Here is an 11897-nt window from a genome sequence, read left to right as displayed (position 1 = left end):
CGGCTGCGCAAAACGCTCTACATGGCCGCCGTCGTGGCCACCCGCCACAACCCGGACGTACGGCACCAGTACCACCGTCTCCTGAGGCGGGGCAAGGCCAAGATGGCTGCGATCGGGGCAGCCATGCGCAAGCTCCTGCACATCGCCTTCGGCGTCCTCAAGTCGCAAACCCCGTATCAACCCCGAAATGACACGCCTTGCACCTCATAGGGCAAGACGGTATCTACGGCGTACGGGATAGCCAGAAGTGCTGGAACACCTTCTGTTTTGATCTTCCCTCCCGATATGAGCCCCTTGTGGAGGGCGTGACAGGCCGGACGATTCAAAATAGACACGGGGCGCTGACTGTCTGAGCGAAGCGAGTTTCAGCGCCGCCAGCCTGGCGCGTCCGGAGCAAGGTTCCTGGGCGAATCCCGGGCGTGTTTATTGGTCACTTCTTTGCACGAGCAAAGAAGCCCGTTTTTGATTGAAAACTGGCGCGGCGCGCTCGCGAGTGAGTGCTCGGCAGTATGCGGGCCGAAGGCACGTAAACACCGGATGCTGAACCAGGGCCAGCCTCAACAAGGCAGGCGGTCGACCGCAGGTACGTAAGTACCAGACGGCGAACGAGGGCCAGCCTAAACGGTGCGGAGGCGCGGGCGCGCCTGAGCGTTAGCCCGGCAGGGCGATCGAAGGGAGGAGGGCTCAGTCGTTCGTTTGGGCGGCGCGTTCTTTTTCGGCCTGGTGCAGGCGCTGCAGCATGGCCTTGAGGACCTTCGGGTTGCCGGCGACGACATCGCCGCGGCGCAGCACGTCCGGGTTGCCGGCCCAGTCACTGACGACACCACCGGCCTCCTGCACCAGCAGCAGGCCTGCCGCGATGTCCCAGGGCTGCAGGCCCATCTCCCAGAAGCCATCGAAGCGCCCGCAGGCAACCCAGGCCAGATCCAGCGCGGCGGAGCCGGGGCGGCGCACACCGGCGGTACCCGGCACCAGGTGGCGCAGGCTGCTCAGGTAGCGTTCCAGATCCTGCCCTTCGCGGAAGGGGATGCCGGTGCCCAGCAGGGCGCCGTTGAGGTCCTTGCGGTCGGATACGCGGATGCGGCGGCTGTTGAGGAACGCCCCGGCACCCCGCGTCGCGGTGAACAGCTCTTCCTTCAGCGGGTCGTAGACCACCGCCTGTTCCAGCCGTCCCTTGTGCTTGAGTGCTATGGAGATGCCGTACTGCGGGATCTCGCGCAGGTAGTTGGTGGTGCCGTCCAGCGGATCGATGATCCAGACGTACTCCGCGTCGGCCCCGTCCTGCTGCCCGCCTTCTTCGGCCATGATCGTGTGGTCGGGGTAGGCGCGGCGCAGCGTCTGCACGATCGCCTGTTCGGCGGAGAGGTCAACATCCGACACCCAGTCGTTGCGGGCCTTCTCGCGCGTGTTCATGCGATCCGGTCGTCCCCAGGCGCGGGTGGTGATGCGTCCGGCCTCGCGGGCCGCCGATACCGCCGTGTTCAGCATGGGGTGCATGGAGTGTCTCCTGGTGTTCTGCGGGGTGTCCCGCGGGTGCGCGCACGCGCCGCGGAAAGGCCGCGAACAATACACAAGCGGCTCATTTTTGGGAAGTCGCGGGCACCGGTGTGTACAATCCGGCGGCTTGAACGAAGGGGATTCCACGAATGGAGCAACGCCTGGGCCGGGTGCGGGTCGTGCTGGTCGGCACAACGCATCCCGGCAACATCGGCTCCGCCGCGCGCGCAATGAAGGCGATGGGGATTACGGATCTGGTGCTGGTGGCGCCGGAGCGGTTTCCGCATGCCGATGCCACGGCGCTGGCCTCCGGGGCCGATGACCTGCTGGCGCGGGCCCGGGTGGTTGATGACCTGGCGGCTGCGGTTTCGGACTGTGTGTGGGTGATCGGCACCAGCGCCCGGCTGCGCACGCATTCCGTGCCCGTGCTGGGCCCGGACGTCGCGGCCGGACAGGTGCTGACGCATGCGTCCGAGGGGACGGTCGCGCTGGTGTTCGGGCGCGAGCACAGCGGGCTGACCAACCCCGAGCTGGATCACTGCAATGCCTTTGTCCAGATCCCGACCGTCCCAGATTTCAGCTCCCTGAACCTCGCCGGCAGCGTGCAGGTGATGACCTACGCGCTGCGCATGGCGGCCCTGGCCGGGGAGTCGGTCGCGGAATCAGTCGAGCCCGAGGATGCGCGCGACCCGCGAGCGACCCAGGCGGAGATGGAGGGCCTGTTCAGCCATTTCGAGCGGGCGCTGACGACCATTGAGGTGCTTGACCCCGAGAATCCGCGCCATCTGATGCGGCGTCTGCGCCACCTCTATATGCGCGCGGGGCTCAGTGCCAGCGAGGTGCGCATGCTGCGCGGCATATTGACGCACACGGAGCGTGGCCGCTGAGGCGGGGCGCGCATGGAAGTGATACCTTAGTAAATGACTCAGGAATGAGGCCGGACCATGTTTGACAGGATGCGCGAGGACATTCGCTGCGTGTTCGCACGCGACCCCGCTGCCCGCAACGCCTTCGAGGTGGTGACGGCGTATCCCGGTCTGCATGCGCTCTGGTATCACCGGCTGGCGCACTGGCTGTGGAAGCATCGTATGCGCTGGCTGGGGCGGATGATTGCCAACTTCAGCCGCTGGGTGACCGGGATCGAGATTCATCCGGGCGCGAAGATCGGGCGGCGGTTCTTCATCGACCACGGCATGGGCGTGGTGATTGGCGAAACGGCCGAGGTCGGCGACGACTGCACGATCTACCACCAGGTGACCCTTGGTGGCACCAGCTGGGAAGGGGGAAAGCGCCACCCGACACTAGGCAACGAGGTGGTCATCGGCGCGGGGGCCAAGCTGCTCGGCCCGATCCACGTGGGTGACCACGCGCGCATCGGATCGAATGCCGTGGTGCTGAAGGATGTCCCCGCGGATGCGACCGCGGTGGGAATCCCGGCGCGGGTCATCGGTCCGCGGCCGGAGCCGGACCCGCGGTTTCAGCAGATGGCCGACCGCATGGGCTTCGATGCCTATGGCGTGGCCCGCGACATGCCCGACCCGGTGGCCAACGCGATTCACCGGATCGTGCATCGCGTGCACGAACTGGACGAGCGCATGGACAAGGCCTGCCAGGCCCTGAAGCGTGCGGGGATCGACCCCGGCGAGGTGGTGGGCGATGCGGATTCGGGGCCGATCGAGCCCTGCGATCTGGAGGGGCTGGAGCCGGACGAATGCGAAGTCCCCCAGCCTGCGCAAAGCCAACAAGAACGTAAACAGCAGGGGAATACTTGATCGTTTTGGTCAGGTATTCTAAGCTGCGCGGCAAATGAGCAGGAAGCAGACACAGCCATGAAACTGACGACCAAAGGGCGCTACGCCGTCACCGCCATGCTGGACGTGGCGATGCACACCAAGAACGGCCCGGTATCGCTGGCCGAGGTGGCACGACGCCAGAAACTGTCATTGTCCTACCTGGAGCAGCTTTTTTCCAGGCTGCGCCGGCAGGGACTGGTGAACAGCAGTCGCGGCCCGGGCGGTGGCTATGCGCTGAGTCGGGAGCCCGAGGGTATCTCGGTGGCCGAGATCATCGTCGCGGTGGACGAGCCCGTGGATGTCACGCGCTGCGGCGGCAAGGCCAACTGCAATTCCGAGTCGCGCTGTCTGACGCATGACCTGTGGACCGATCTCAGCCAGCAGCTCTACGACTTTCTCAGCAACCGGACGCTGGCGGATGTCCTGGAGCGGCATCAGGCGCAGATGGCACAGGATGGCGTGAAAGAAGTGGTCATGCATGGCAACGCCCTGAAGGGCGGTGCAACGAAATCGAGCAATGCGACCGCCTGAGGCGGCTGCGTAAGGAGTGAACGCATAATGAGTGACCTGAAACTGCCCATCTACCTGGACTACTCCGCGACCACGCCGGTCGACGAGCGTGTGGCCGAGAAGATGACCGGCTGCCTGACCAAGGACGGCCTGTTCGGCAACCCGGCATCGCGCAGCCACAGCTTCGGCTGGGGTGCGGAAAAGGCCGTGGAGAATGCCCGTGAACAGGTCGCCGCGCTGGTTGGCGCCGACCCGAAGGAGATCATCTGGACCTCCGGCGCCACCGAGTCCGACAACCTGGCGATCAAGGGTGCCGCGAATTTCTACCAGCGCAAGGGCAAGCACATCATCACGGTCAAGACCGAGCACAAGGCCGTGCTGGACACCGCGCGCCAGCTGGAACGCGAGGGCTTCGAGGTCACCTATCTGGGCGTGAAGGACAACGGCCTGGTGGACCTGCAGGAACTCAAGGACGCGATCCGCGACGATACGATCGTCGTTTCCGTGATGCACGTGAACAACGAGATCGGCGTGATCCAGGACATCGAGGCGATCGGCAATGTCTGCCGCGAGCACGGGATCGTGTTCCATGTGGACGCGGCCCAGTCCGCCGGCAAGGTCGCAGTCGACCTGTCCAAGCTCCCGGTGGACCTGATGAGCTTCTCCGCGCACAAGGTCTACGGGCCGAAGGGCATCGGTGCGCTGTACGTGCGCCGCAAGCCGAGGGTGCGCATCGAGGCGCAGATGCACGGCGGTGGCCACGAGCGCGGCATGCGCTCCGGCACGCTGGCGACCCATCAGATCGTCGGCATGGGCGAGGCCTTCCGCGTCGCCGGCGAGGAAATGGGCACCGAACTCGAGCGCATCCGCATGCTGCGCGACCGCCTGTGGGCGGGGCTCGACGGCATGGAAGAGGTCTACCTGAACGGCGACGCCGAGCAGCGGGTCGCACACAACCTGAATGTCTCGTTCAACTTCGTCGAGGGCGAGAGCCTGATCATGGCGCTGCGCGACATCGCCGTATCCTCCGGCTCGGCCTGTACCTCGGCGAGCCTGGAGCCGTCCTACGTGCTGCGCGCACTGGGCCGCGACGACGAGCTGGCACACAGCTCGATCCGCTTCTCCATCGGTCGCTACACGACCGTCGAGGAGGTCGACCACACGGTCGAGATCGTGCGTGCCGCGGTCGCCAAGCTGCGCGAGCTCTCCCCGCTGTGGGAGATGTACCAGGATGGCATCGATCTGAGCACCGTCGAGTGGGCGGCCCACTAGGCCACCGGCTCGATACCACGAACGCAACGCGTACTACGCAACAGGAGAACGGTCATGGCTTACAGTGACAAGGTTCTGGACCACTACGAAAATCCGCGCAACGTCGGCAGCTTCGACAAGAACGACGACTCCGTCGGCACCGGCATGGTCGGCGCCCCGGCCTGCGGCGACGTGATGAAGCTGCAGATCAAGGTCAACGACGACGGCGTGATCGAAGACGCCAAGTTCAAGACCTACGGCTGTGGCTCGGCCATCGCCTCCAGCTCGCTGCTCACCGAGTGGGTGCGTGGCAAGACCCTGGAAGAGGCGAGCCAGATCAAGAACACCCAGATCGCCGAAGAGCTGGCCCTGCCGCCGGTGAAGATCCACTGCTCCGTGCTGGCCGAGGACGCGATCAAGGCGGCCATCTCCAACTATCAGGAGCGGCACGATCAGGGCGAGCAGGCCGAGCAGAAGACCGCCTGAGGTGCCTATGGCGATTACACTCACCGAACCGGCGGCCGAGCGCATCCAGAGCTTTCTTGCCCAGCGTGGCAAGGGGGTAGGCGTGCGCCTCGGGGTCAGGACGACCGGCTGCTCGGGCATGGCCTACGTGGTCGAGTTCGCGGACGATATCGAGGATACCGACACGGTGTTCGAGGATCGTGGCGTGAAGCTCGTGGTCAATCCGAAATCGCTGGTCTATCTGGATGGCACCGAGCTGGACTTTGGCAAGGAAGGCCTGAACGAGGGTTTCAAGTTCAACAACCCGAACGAGAAGGCCCGGTGCGGCTGCGGTGAAAGCTTCAGCATCTGACTGATGCACGCATCCGGGGTGGTGCATGGTGGTTGCCTGGCAGCCACTGTCCCACCCCGTTTTGCGTTGGGCGCCCGTGCCCGATGCCAGTCTCTCGTTGCGAGGACAACAGGACGTCATGACCGACCCCTTCGAGCAGTTTGACTTGCCGGTCGCCTTCGAGATCGATCGTCAGCAGCTGGCCGAGCGCTTCAAGCGCCTGCAGGCCGAGCTGCACCCCGACCGCTTTGTCCGCCAGGGCGACCAGGCGCGGCGCATGGCCGCGGCCATGGCGGCCGACGTCAACGAGGCCTACGCGATCCTCGACGATGACTACCGCCGTGCGGTGGCGTTGCTGGAGCGCGCCGGCATCACGTTCGATGCCGAACGCGATACCAGCCAGAACATCGAGTTCATCGAGGCCCAGATCGAGTGGCGTGAACGGCTGGAAGAGGCCGAGACCGCTGGCGACCGCGAGGAACTGGACGCGGTGGGGATGGAGCTGGAAAAGGCGCGTGACGAAGCGCGCTCGAAGGTCGCCGAGGCCCTGGCCGATCCGGCGTCACCCGGGACGCAGGCCAAGGATCGTGTGCTCGAACTGCGCTTTTTCGATCGCCTGCTGGCCGAACTGAAACGAACCCGACAGAACCTGGCGCGCGGCTGAGCCGCCGCCGTGTGAAGGAGCCGAATTTCGATGGCGTTACTGCAGATCACCGAACCCGGAGCCGACTCCGCCCCGCATCGGCGGCACCTGGCGGCCGGGATCGACCTCGGCACCACGCATTCGCTGGTCGCCACCGTGCGCAGTGGCGTGGCCGACACCCTGCCGGACGAGCAGGGTCGGCATATTCTGCCTTCGGTTGTGCACTACGCGCCGGATGCGGTGAGCGTCGGGCACGCGGCGGCTGCGCATGCGGCGGATGATCCGCACAACACCATTGCCTCGGTCAAGCGCCTGATCGGCCGCGGTGCGGCAGATGTGGCCACACTGTCCGGGGAGTTGCCGTTTCGGCTGAAGACCGGGGACTCCAGCGTTCCGCGGATCGAGACGGCTGCCGGGGACAAGACGGCGGTGGAGGTCTCGGCCGACATCCTCAATACGCTGCGCGAACGCGCCGAAGCCACACTCGGCGACGAGCTGGAAGGCGTGGTCATTACCGTGCCCGCGTACTTCGACGACCCGCAGCGCCAGGCGACGCGCGATGCGGCGCAACTGGCGGGCCTGAACGTCCTGCGTCTGATCAGCGAGCCGACCGCCGCGGCCGTGGCCTACGGGCTGGACCAGGGCGAAGAGAGCACCATTGCGGTCTATGACCTGGGTGGCGGGACGTTCGATATCTCCATCCTGCAGCTGCGCCGGGGCGTGTTCGAGGTACTGGCCACCGGGGGCGATTCCGCCCTGGGCGGCGACGACATCGACCGCGCGATCGCCGACTGGCTGCTGAACCAGGCCGGGATGACCGGCGAGAGCGACCCGCAGCGCCTGCGCCGCGTGCTGCTGGCCGCGCGCGAGGCCAAGGAGGCCCTGACCGACGCCGAGAACACCCGCGTCGAGGTCGCGCGCGCCGATGGTTCGATCCACGCGGCGGAGCTCGACCGCGCGACGTTGGTGGAACTGGCCCGGCCGCTGCTGGACCGTACGATGGCCGCCTGCCGCCAGGTGCTGGAGGATGCCGACCTGGCGCCGGACGCGATCGACGAGGTCGTACTGGTCGGTGGTTCCACGCGCATGCCGGCGGTCCGCGACGCGGTGGAAGCGTTCTTTGGCCGCACGCCGCACGCCGGGATCGATCCCGATCGCGTGGTGGCCATCGGGGCGGCCCAGCAGGCGGACATCCTGGCCGGCAACAAGCCCGATACCGAGCTCCTGCTGCTGGACGTGATCCCGCTGTCGCTGGGGCTGGAGACGATGGGAGGACTGGTCGAGTTCATCATCCCCCGCAACACCACGATCCCGGCCACCCGCGCTCAGGATTTCACCACCTTCAAGGACGGCCAGACCGCGATGTCGCTGCATGTGGTGCAGGGCGAGCGTGATGTGGTCGATGCCAACCGCTCGCTGGCGCGTTTCACCCTGTCCGGTATCCCGCCGATGGTGGCCGGGGCCGCGCGTATCCGCGTGACCTTCCAGGTCGATGCCGACGGGCTGCTGAACGTGACCGCGCGCGAGCAGACCCAGGGCGTGGAGGCGCATATCGAGGTCAAGCCGAGCTACGGCCTGACCGACGGCGAGATCGAGCAGATGCTGCGCGATTCCGCCTCCTCCGCGCGCGAGGACATGGAGGCGCGGCGCCTGCGCGAGGAGCAGGTCGAGGCCGACCGCGTGCTCGAGGCGCTGGATGCCGCGCTGGAGACGGACGGCGATCGCTACCTCGAGGCCGAGGAGCGCCAGACCATCGAGCAGGCGCGCGACGCGCTGCGCGCCGAACGCGAGAAGGGTGCCGATCCCGACGCCATCGAGGCCGCGCGCAAGCGCGTGGAGCAGGCCTCCGAGGCCTTTGTCGCGCGGCGCATGAATGACAGCATCCGGCGCGCGCTCGCCGGACACAACGTTAGCGAATACGACGCAGGGAACTGACAACATGCCCCAGGTAATCTTTCTGCCCCACGAGGAAATCTGCCCGGAGGGGGCCTCCATCGAGGCCGAGCCGGGCATCAGCATCTGCGATCTGGCCCTGAAAAACGGGATCGAGATCGAGCATGCCTGCGAGAAGTCCTGCGCCTGCACGACCTGCCACGTCTATGTGCGCGAGGGCTTCGACAGCCTCGAGGAGCCGACCGAGGACGAGGAAGACATGCTGGACAAGGCCTGGGGTCTGGAGCCGGACTCCCGACTTTCCTGTCAGGCGCTCGTGGCCGACACTGATCTGGTGGTCGAGCTGCCGAAGTACACGATCAATCAGGTCTCCGAGAACCACTGAGGGCACGGCTATGAAGTGGACCGATACCCAGGAAATCGCGATTCAGCTGGCGGACGAGCACCCGGACGTGGACCCGCGCAACATCAACTTCATGGATCTGCGCCAGTGGGTCATGGAGCTGCCGGAGTTCGACGACGACCCGAACCGCTCCGGTGAGCGCATCCTCGAGGCGATCCAGGCCGCCTGGATGGACGAGGCCGACGTCGACGACGACTGAGGCGTTACTCGCCGGTCGTCGCCGGGTGGGCCTGTTCGGCCTCCTCCTGCTGGTGGCGCCATAGCCGCGCGTAGGCGCCGTTCAGGGCCAGCAACTCGCGGTGCGTGCCGCGTTCGACCACATGGCCGTGCTCCATCACCACGATCTGTTCGGCGTCGATCACGGTCGACAGCCGATGCGCGATCACCAGCGTCGTGCGCCGCGCCGAGACCTCGTTCAGCGCGCGCAGGATGGCCTTCTCCGAGCCCGAATCCAGCGACGAGGTTGCCTCGTCGAAGACCAGGATTGGTGGATCCTTCAGCAGCATGCGGGCGATCGCGATGCGCTGTTTCTCCCCGCCCGAGACCTTCAGCCCCCGCTCCCCGACGATCGTATCCAGCCCGTCTGGCAGTTGGGCGATGAAGTCGTCCAGGTGGGCGAGGCGTACCGCGCGGAGAATCGCCTCCTCGTCCGCACTCGGCTGGCCGTAGGCGACGTTGTAGCGGATGGTGTCGTTGAACAGCACGGTGTCCTGCGGGACGACACCGATGGCGCGACGCAGGCTGGCCTGCGTGACCTCGCGGATGTCCTGGCCGTCGATGGTGATGCGCCCGCCGTCCACGTCGTAGAAGCGGAACAGCAGCCGCGCCAGGGTGGACTTGCCGGCCCCGCTGGGGCCGACCACGGCCAGCTTGTGCCCGGCCGGGATCTCCAGCGAGACGTCCTTGAGGATGCGCCGGTTTGCGTGGTAGCCGAATTCCACATGTTCGAAGCGCACCGTGCCCGCACGGACTTCGAGATCGGGGGCATCCGGGCGATCCTCCACCTGAACGGGCTTTTCCAGCAGGCCGAACAGCCGCTCGATGTTGGCCAGTGACTGGCGAATCTCGCGATAGACGAAGCCGAGGAAGTTCAGCGGCATGAACAGCTGGATCATGTAGGCGTTGACCATCACCAGATCCCCCAGCGACATCTCGCCGGCGGCCACCTGGCGCGTGGCCAGCAGCATGATCACGGTGATCGCGGCGGCGATGATCAGGGCCTGCCCGGAGTTCAGCAGCACCAGCGACAGGACGTTCTTGGTGCGCGCCTGTTCCCAGGCGGCCAGCCCGCGGTCGTAGCGCTCGGCCTCGAAGGACTCGTTGCCGAAGTACTTGACCGTCTCGTAGTTCAGCAGGCTGTCGATCGCGCGGGTGTTGGACTCGTTGTCGCGCAGATTGGCCTCGCGCACGAAGCGCGTGCGCCATTCGGTGATCCAGATCGAGAACGCGATGTAGACCGCGACCGCCACCAGCACCGTGACCATGAATACCGGCCCCACGGCGATCAGCAGGATCACCGCGACCAGCGCGATCTCGATCAGGGTCGGCAGGATGTTGAATACGGTAAAGCGCAGCAGGAAGCTCATGCCGCTGGTGCCGCGCTCGATGTCGCGCGCCAGGCCGCCGGTCTCGCGCGCAAGGTGAAAACCCAGCTCCAGGCGGTGCAGGTGCTGGAACACGCGCAGCGAGGCGCGGCGCATCGCGCGTTCGGCTACGCGCACGAATACCGCATCGCGCAGCTCGCCGAACAGCGTGCTGCCAAAGCGCAGCAGACCGTAGCCGATCACCAGGGCGACCGGTACGGCCACCAGCGCCTCGGTATCGGCGTCCTCGAAGTGCTCGACGATGTACTTCAGTGCCAGCGGGATCGCGACCGTGGCCAGCTTTGCCAGGCCCATCAGCACAAGCGCCAGGATCAGCCGCCCGCGAAACTCCGCCAGATAGGGCAGCAGGCTCTTGAGGATGCGCCAGTTTACCGCCCCGGGCGGCGGGGCATCCGGATGTGTCGTGTGGCCGCGCATTCAGGCGCTTTCGACGCGGTTGCGGCTGGCGCGCTTGGCCGCGTACAGCGCCTGATCGGCACGTGCGATCAGGGTTTCCGCGGTGTCGCCCGGCTGGCAGGTGGCCACACCGAAGCTCGCGGTCAGCGGCGGGTCGGTCCCGAAGTCATGCGCCGCGATCACCTGGCGCAGGGCCTCGGCGAGATTCGCGGCCTGCTTGGCCGTGGTATTGGGGCAGAGGATCAGAAACTCTTCGCCACCCCAGCGCGCGGCGGTATCGGAGCTGCGGATGCGCTCGCGCAGGAGCCGTCCGGTCTCGCTCAGGACATGGTCGCCCCGAGCGTGCCCCTGCTGGTCGTTGATGGTCTTGAAGTGATCCAGATCCATCAGGATCGCAGTCAGGGGGCTCGCGTCGCGGCGGGCCCGCAGGATCGCTTCCTCGATGGCATGGTTACCCTTCAGGCGGTTGTGCAGACCCGTGAGAGGATCCGTGGTGGCCAGGCGCTCGAGGTGCTCTTGGGCGGCTTCCAGGTCGCGCGTGCGTTCGCTGACCATGCGCTCAAGCACCTGGGCGCGGTCCTCCAACTCCTTGATCGGGTAGGGCTCGTCGGCCCCGTGGACGGTGGCGGGGAACGAGCCGTGCAGGTGCGCCAGACGCCAGCCGTCGTCTGTGCGCCGAAAAACCAGGGTGCCCCTCAACTCGTTGAGCTTGACCTGCTGTCCGTGGATCCGGGTGTGCATCGCGAAGGTGATCATCGCGATCGCGACCTCCGGGTGCGGAAAGGTCACGTGTTCGCGCTGGATCGTGTAGTCGAAGGACTCCGGCGCCTGCTCGATATCGCGCCGAATAACCGAAGCGGCCTCCGCGGGCGAGAACGCCGCCTCGTCCATGCCGGTGCCGAAGCCGCAGAGCGTGTCGGTATGAAGTGCGAGCAGCTGATCGAGGTCCCGCTGCCGCAACCAGGCATCCAGGTACTCGCGGACCGCGCTGCGGACTTCCTCGTCAACCGAATTGGGCATGCTTTCGGGCCATCACGTCTGGTGGTGGATGCGGGTCGGGCGGGGTGGTGACCAATGTACACGGTGGTGCTGGATTCGTACCAGTTGCGAC

Annotated in this window: 13 protein-coding genes and 1 pseudogene; 11 read left to right on the top strand and 3 right to left on the bottom strand. The window is 66.3% G+C overall.

Annotation, left to right across the window (positions count from 1 at the left end; genetic code table 11):
- Nucleotides 1–210 (top strand): annotated as a pseudogene (locus tag C995_RS14415) (IS110 family transposase); the annotation flags it as partial.
- A 474-nt stretch (nt 211–684) separates the two neighbouring features.
- Here the strand turns inward: C995_RS14415 and C995_RS0106945 are convergent.
- The gene (locus C995_RS0106945) at nt 685–1497 is read right to left on the bottom strand and encodes an inositol monophosphatase family protein (RefSeq protein ID WP_018864235.1); all 813 of its coding nucleotides are present in this window, start codon (nt 1495–1497) and stop codon (nt 685–687) included.
- A 149-nt stretch (nt 1498–1646) separates the two neighbouring features.
- Between C995_RS0106945 and C995_RS0106940 the strand changes: the two genes are divergently transcribed.
- The 10 genes from C995_RS0106940 (at nt 1647) to iscX (ending at nt 8985) form a co-directional block, all read left to right on the top strand.
- The gene (locus C995_RS0106940) at nt 1647–2384 is read left to right on the top strand and encodes an RNA methyltransferase (RefSeq protein ID WP_018864234.1); all 738 of its coding nucleotides are present in this window, start codon (nt 1647–1649) and stop codon (nt 2382–2384) included.
- Nucleotides 2385–2441: 57 nt separating this feature from the next.
- On the top strand, nt 2442–3269 hold the full coding sequence (gene cysE / locus C995_RS0106935; protein WP_196800149.1) for a serine O-acetyltransferase: 828 nt from the start codon (nt 2442–2444) through the stop codon (nt 3267–3269).
- A 57-nt stretch (nt 3270–3326) separates the two neighbouring features.
- Complete coding sequence (locus C995_RS0106930; protein ID WP_018864232.1) at nt 3327–3821, top strand: Rrf2 family transcriptional regulator; 495 nt, start codon at nt 3327–3329, stop codon at nt 3819–3821.
- Between the two features lie 27 nt (nt 3822–3848).
- Complete coding sequence (locus C995_RS0106925) at nt 3849–5072, top strand: IscS subfamily cysteine desulfurase (protein ID WP_018864231.1); 1224 nt, start codon at nt 3849–3851, stop codon at nt 5070–5072.
- Nucleotides 5073–5126: 54 nt separating this feature from the next.
- Nucleotides 5127–5537, top strand: coding sequence for a Fe-S cluster assembly scaffold IscU (gene iscU, locus C995_RS0106920; protein ID WP_018864230.1), 411 nt, complete (start codon nt 5127–5129; stop codon nt 5535–5537).
- A gap of 7 nt (nt 5538–5544) precedes the next feature.
- Nucleotides 5545–5868: an iron-sulfur cluster assembly protein IscA gene (gene iscA / locus C995_RS0106915; RefSeq protein WP_018864229.1), complete on the top strand. Its 324-nt coding sequence runs from the start codon at nt 5545–5547 to the stop codon at nt 5866–5868.
- A gap of 118 nt (nt 5869–5986) precedes the next feature.
- The gene (hscB, locus tag C995_RS0106910; RefSeq protein ID WP_018864228.1) at nt 5987–6511 is read left to right on the top strand and encodes a Fe-S protein assembly co-chaperone HscB; all 525 of its coding nucleotides are present in this window, start codon (nt 5987–5989) and stop codon (nt 6509–6511) included.
- Nucleotides 6512–6541: 30 nt separating this feature from the next.
- A complete protein-coding gene (gene hscA / locus C995_RS0106905; protein ID WP_018864227.1) occupies nt 6542–8425 on the top strand; it encodes a Fe-S protein assembly chaperone HscA in 1884 nt (627 codons plus the stop codon).
- A gap of 4 nt (nt 8426–8429) precedes the next feature.
- Complete coding sequence (gene fdx, locus C995_RS0106900; RefSeq protein ID WP_018864226.1) at nt 8430–8768, top strand: ISC system 2Fe-2S type ferredoxin; 339 nt, start codon at nt 8430–8432, stop codon at nt 8766–8768.
- Between the two features lie 10 nt (nt 8769–8778).
- Nucleotides 8779–8985: a Fe-S cluster assembly protein IscX gene (gene iscX / locus C995_RS0106895; protein ID WP_018864225.1), complete on the top strand. Its 207-nt coding sequence runs from the start codon at nt 8779–8781 to the stop codon at nt 8983–8985.
- Between the two features lie 4 nt (nt 8986–8989).
- Here iscX and C995_RS0106890 read toward each other — a convergent pair whose 3' ends face one another.
- Both C995_RS0106890 and C995_RS0106885 read right to left on the bottom strand, forming a co-directional pair.
- Nucleotides 8990–10807 carry an ABC transporter ATP-binding protein/permease gene (locus C995_RS0106890; RefSeq protein ID WP_018864224.1) on the bottom strand — a complete coding sequence of 606 codons (1818 nt, stop codon included), beginning with the start codon at nt 10805–10807 and terminating at the stop codon, nt 8990–8992.
- Nucleotides 10808–11806 (bottom strand): diguanylate cyclase, encoded by a 999-nt coding sequence (locus C995_RS0106885; protein WP_018864223.1) that lies wholly within the window; start codon nt 11804–11806, stop codon nt 10808–10810.
- Nucleotides 11807–11897: the final 91 nt, after the last annotated feature.

This window comes from Thioalkalivibrio sp. ARh3, from assembly GCF_000377265.1.
GTDB classification, from domain to species: Bacteria; Pseudomonadota; Gammaproteobacteria; order Ectothiorhodospirales; family Ectothiorhodospiraceae; genus Thioalkalivibrio; species Thioalkalivibrio thiocyanoxidans.
Note: the sequence above shows the minus strand (reverse complement) of the source record. Positions and strands in the feature narration are given on the sequence as shown.

Coding starts and splice junctions, on each gene's coding strand:
- C995_RS0106885 (WP_018864223.1), bottom strand. CDS start 11,806: ATGCCCAATTCGGTTGACGAGGAAGTCCGCAGCGCGGTCCGCGAGTAC.
- fdx (WP_018864226.1), top strand. CDS start 8,430: ATGCCCCAGGTAATCTTTCTGCCCCACGAGGAAATCTGCCCGGAGGGG.
- iscU (WP_018864230.1), top strand. CDS start 5,127: ATGGCTTACAGTGACAAGGTTCTGGACCACTACGAAAATCCGCGCAAC.
- iscX (WP_018864225.1), top strand. CDS start 8,779: ATGAAGTGGACCGATACCCAGGAAATCGCGATTCAGCTGGCGGACGAG.
- C995_RS0106945 (WP_018864235.1), bottom strand. CDS start 1,497: ATGCACCCCATGCTGAACACGGCGGTATCGGCGGCCCGCGAGGCCGGA.
- cysE (WP_196800149.1), top strand. CDS start 2,442: ATGTTTGACAGGATGCGCGAGGACATTCGCTGCGTGTTCGCACGCGAC.
- C995_RS0106890 (WP_018864224.1), bottom strand. CDS start 10,807: ATGCGCGGCCACACGACACATCCGGATGCCCCGCCGCCCGGGGCGGTA.
- C995_RS0106925 (WP_018864231.1), top strand. CDS start 3,849: ATGAGTGACCTGAAACTGCCCATCTACCTGGACTACTCCGCGACCACG.
- hscA (WP_018864227.1), top strand. CDS start 6,542: ATGGCGTTACTGCAGATCACCGAACCCGGAGCCGACTCCGCCCCGCAT.
- iscA (WP_018864229.1), top strand. CDS start 5,545: ATGGCGATTACACTCACCGAACCGGCGGCCGAGCGCATCCAGAGCTTT.
- hscB (WP_018864228.1), top strand. CDS start 5,987: ATGACCGACCCCTTCGAGCAGTTTGACTTGCCGGTCGCCTTCGAGATC.
- C995_RS0106930 (WP_018864232.1), top strand. CDS start 3,327: ATGAAACTGACGACCAAAGGGCGCTACGCCGTCACCGCCATGCTGGAC.
- C995_RS0106940 (WP_018864234.1), top strand. CDS start 1,647: ATGGAGCAACGCCTGGGCCGGGTGCGGGTCGTGCTGGTCGGCACAACG.